Source organism: Mesorhizobium sp. M7A.F.Ca.CA.001.08.2.1, assembly GCF_003998455.1.
GTDB lineage: Bacteria > Pseudomonadota > Alphaproteobacteria > Rhizobiales > Rhizobiaceae > Mesorhizobium > Mesorhizobium ciceri.
On the sequence record NZ_RZPW01000656.1, the window covers coordinates 1 to 3594 of the forward strand.

Below are 3594 nucleotides of genomic sequence, written 5' to 3' on the forward strand. Positions count from 1 at the left end.
ACACTGGGTGCCTCCCTGGAGATGATGATCGCGCATGGGCAAGCCGTGATGCGCGGCTCGGCCAGTGCCTGCGTCGTCGTCGACCTGCCGGCTGGCAGCTATGAGGTCACGGCAGCACTTGTCGTCGCCTCGGCGCGGCGGGTCGTCGACGAAACCGGCTGCCAGGCGGTGAAGCTCGAAGGCGGCGTCGACATGGTTAGCCAGATCGCGGCCATCGTCGCCGCCGGCATTCCGGTCATGGGGCATATCGGCCTGCAGCCGCAATCGGTCGAGAAGGACGGCGGCTACAAGATCAAAGGCCGCACCGAGGAGGCTGTTGCGGCATTGCTTCGCGATGCGCTCGCCGTCGAGAACGCCGGGGCTTTCTCGGTGGTCATCGAAGGCACGGTCGAGAGGGTCGCCGCCGATATCAGCCGCCGCCTCGCCATCCCAACCATCGGCATCGGCGCCAGCGGCGACTGCGACGGCCAGATCCTGGTCATCGACGACATGGTCGGGCTGACCGTCGATCGCGTGCCGAAATTCGTCAAGGAATACGCCGACCTGCGCAGCGTGATCTCGCATGCCGCAAAGAGCTATGCAGCAGAAGTGCGAAACCGGACATTCCCGGGCCCCGGCCATGTCTTTTCGGCGACAAACAGCAGGGATGACGCATGAGCCAACCCGTCGTCGTCGACAGCGTTGCCGCACTTCGCACGCAAATCCATGACTGGCGCCGTGACGGCCTTCGTGTCGCCATGGTGCCGACTATGGGCGCTTTGCACGACGGGCACATCTCGCTGGTCAGGATCGCACTCGAAAAAGCCGAGCGCTGCGTCGTGTCGATCTTCGTCAACCCGACACAGTTCGCGCCGAGCGAAGACCTCGACAAGTACCCGCGCCAACTCGCCCGCGATCTCGATCGGCTCGGCGCGGCAAAGGCCGACCTTGCTTTCACACCGACGGTTGGCGAGATGTATCCCGCCGGCTTCGCCACGAAAATCTCGGTCGGCGGCCCCTCCGCCGGGCTCGAATCGGACTTTCGGCCGACCTTTTTCGAAGGCGTCGCCACCGTCGTGGCAAAGCTCCTCCTGCAGGCAACGCCCGACTTTGCGGTCTTCGGCGAGAAGGACTACCAGCAGCTTTGCGTGGTGAGACAGCTCTGCGGCGATCTCGACCTGCCCGTCGACATCGTCGGCGCCCCGACGATACGCGACGCGCATGGTCTCGCCATGTCGTCACGCAACGCCTATCTCGATGAGGCCGAACTGAAGGTCGCCCGCCAACTCAACGTGATATTGCGCAAAACGGCAGTGGCCCTGGCGGCAGGCGCCCACCAAAACGACGCAACCGAAGAGGCTATCCGCGACCTCATCGCCGCCGGTTTCCAGAAGGTCGACTATGTCGAGGCACGCGAAAGCCTGACGCTTGCGCCATGGCGTCGAAACCGCGAAGGGCGTCTTCTCGCAGCAGCATGGCTCGGCAAAACCAGGCTAATCGACAATGTGGGGGTTCCCGCTGCCTAGCGAAGGCTCGATCCTCCGCGGCGGATTGCTGCCGCGCCTAGCTCTCGCTCTTTTGCCGGCCGGCCCTGACGATCAGGTGTCCCGCGACGATCCCAACCACCCCGGCAAAGGCTTTCACCAATGCATCGATGAGGCGTGCATGGCGACCGGGATCAATGAGCTGAAGCAGTTCCAGCATGCCGGCGATCACAGCCACAAAGATCACCACTTGATACAGTCGGTTGGGGAAGCCGACCGCCAGGGCGAAGCCCAGCAGGACATAAGCCATGGCACGCTCGACATTTGCTTCAGCGAGATGCGGCCGCATCTGGATCGGCGACAAGGTCGCGAAAATGATGATGGCGAGCAGCGCCAGCGCCGCAGTGCGGAACAATTTGGTCATGGCCCTTGCATATCCGTGGTGAGCCGGCACGGCAAACGCCGCGATGACGCATGGCCGGATCGCGGCCGCCATTGCTGCCCGCCAGTGGCCTTCGCCCAACTATTCCTCCGTCGGCATATGCAGATACATCGACTGGATGCCGACACGGCCCGGTCCGGTGAATCGGTTGACGATGAAATTCATGTTGGCGCCGAAGAAGCCGCTCGACAGGCGATCGATCTTGGTCTCCATCCTGACCGAGGCATCCTTGAACAGCCAGCCGCCTGGTTCGATGTCGATGGTTTCGCCGGCGGCGAGCGTCTTTTCGAAGACGTTGCCATAGCCGTGCAGCCAGACGATGCATCGCCCGAATCACCGCGAAAGCGGTCGATGAAAAAGCCGCTCTGGCCGAACAGCATCGTCGCCAGGCCGCGCACCCGTTCGAAGGTGTAGTCGACATTGCCGGTGGCGGCGAGAAACTGGTGCTCGCGCACCTGGATCTCTTCGCCGTGCCTGAGATGGATCGGCACGATGTGGCCAGGCCCATCGCGGCTGAAGGCAACGATGCCCGCCCCCGACGCCTCGGTGACGAAGATCTGCATGCCGGCCATCATCCGCTTCAGCGCGCCCTTCAGCGATTTCAGGCCGATGGTGATGGTGGAATTCTTCCACAAAAGGATGTGGTGCTCGAAATAGACCGGCATGCGCGTGACATCGACCGAAAGCACCGGCACCAGCTCGCCCGCTATATGATAGGTGACGCCGCCAAAGGTCTCGTCCGACACCTGTGTCGGCATCAGTTCCGGCAAGCTTGGCATGACGATTCCCCAAGCTGCCTCGCATGCCACCGGTCAAACACCGATCATGGCTGGGGTCAGCGGCCACAGCTTTGCGCTCGATATTTGCGCCGTCAAATGAAAGCCGTGCGCTCGAGGGTCCACTCGCAACAACGTGATGCAATCGCGCGATCATCGAGCGCTCAGGCGGTCAGCATCCGCTCAAGAATCAACGCAGCAATACCGGACTGCGCCGGCCCATAATTGTCGGCCCGGCCAATCTCGGCAAAGCCGTTGGCCAGATAGAAGGCGACCGCACGCTTGTTCTGCTCCACGACCTCGATGCGTAGAGAGCGGGCTTCCGGAAAATTCTCGATCACCTCATCGAGCAACATCCCGCCGATGCCCCGGCCTTGCAGGTCGGGTGCGACATGGAGCTGTTGCAGGTCGACCACGGTGCCGCCTTCGACGCTTTCGGCATAGGCGACGCCGCCGATGCGCTTGCCGTCGTCGGCGACCAGGAATTCGGCATTCGGCCGCTCAAGGCTAGCTCTCAATTTCGCCGGCGAACACCAATCCTCGATGACCCGGTCGATCCGATCAGGGCCATAGACCGCGTCATAGGTCGTGTGCCAGGTTTCGACCAGCAGCGCCCGGATGGCCGTCAGATCACGTTCACCTGCGGTGCGGACAAACACCGCGCTACTCGATGCCCAGCTTGGTCTTGACGAGGTCGTTGACCGCTTGTGGATTGGCCTTGCCGCCGGTCACCTTCATCACCTGGCCAACGAACCAACCGGCCATGCTCGGCTTGGCGCGCGCCTGTTCGACCTTGTCGGGGTTGGCTGCGATCACCTCGTCTACGGCCTTCTCGATGGCGCCGGTGTCGGTGATCTGCTTCATGCCACGGCTCTCGACCAGCTGGCGCGGATCGCCGCCCTCATTCCAGACG

At 63.0% G+C, this 3594-nt stretch carries 5 protein-coding genes and 2 pseudogenes; 2 read left to right on the forward strand and 5 right to left on the reverse strand.

The annotated features are described in order from the left end of the window. Together panB and panC are read left to right on the forward strand one after the other, a co-directional pair. The coding region (gene panB, locus EN914_RS28405) for a 3-methyl-2-oxobutanoate hydroxymethyltransferase (protein WP_127389414.1) at window positions 1-657 on the forward strand (657 nt) is incomplete at its 5' end. Further along, entirely contained in the window at window positions 654-1505 is an 852-nt protein-coding gene (gene panC / locus EN914_RS28410) for a pantoate--beta-alanine ligase (protein ID WP_024503880.1), read from the forward strand. The genes panB and panC, both read left to right, overlap by 4 nt. A 37-nt stretch (window positions 1506-1542) precedes the next feature. Here the strand turns inward: panC and EN914_RS28415 are convergent, their stop codons facing one another. The 5 genes and pseudogenes from EN914_RS28415 to gatB form a co-directional block, all read right to left on the reverse strand. Beyond that, on the reverse strand, window positions 1543-1959 hold the full coding sequence (locus EN914_RS28415; RefSeq protein WP_081714327.1) for a hypothetical protein: 417 nt from the start codon (window positions 1957-1959) through the stop codon (window positions 1543-1545). 27 nt (window positions 1960-1986) lie between these two features. Beyond that, window positions 1987-2226 carry an AIM24 family protein gene (locus EN914_RS39390; RefSeq protein ID WP_348627683.1) on the reverse strand — a complete coding sequence of 80 codons (240 nt, stop codon included), beginning with the start codon at window positions 2224-2226 and terminating at the stop codon, window positions 1987-1989. A gap of 71 nt (window positions 2227-2297) precedes the next feature. Then, window positions 2298-2684: pseudogene (locus tag EN914_RS39395) on the reverse strand (AIM24 family protein); the annotation flags it as partial. 161 nt (window positions 2685-2845) lie between these two features. Next, window positions 2846-3340 carry a GNAT family N-acetyltransferase gene (locus tag EN914_RS28425; protein ID WP_013531348.1) on the reverse strand — a complete coding sequence of 165 codons (495 nt, stop codon included), beginning with the start codon at window positions 3338-3340 and terminating at the stop codon, window positions 2846-2848. 4 nt (window positions 3341-3344) lie between these two features. Continuing rightward, window positions 3345-3594, reverse strand: a pseudogene (gatB, locus tag EN914_RS28430) (Asp-tRNA(Asn)/Glu-tRNA(Gln) amidotransferase GatCAB subunit B); the annotation flags it as partial.

Bases quoted from the DNA above. Each gene is read 5' to 3' on its own strand.
- panC (WP_024503880.1), top strand. From the start codon at position 654: ATGAGCCAACCCGTCGTCGTCGACAGCGTTGCCGCACTTCGCACGCAA.
- EN914_RS28415 (WP_081714327.1), bottom strand. From the start codon at position 1,959: ATGGCGGCCGCGATCCGGCCATGCGTCATCGCGGCGTTTGCCGTGCCG.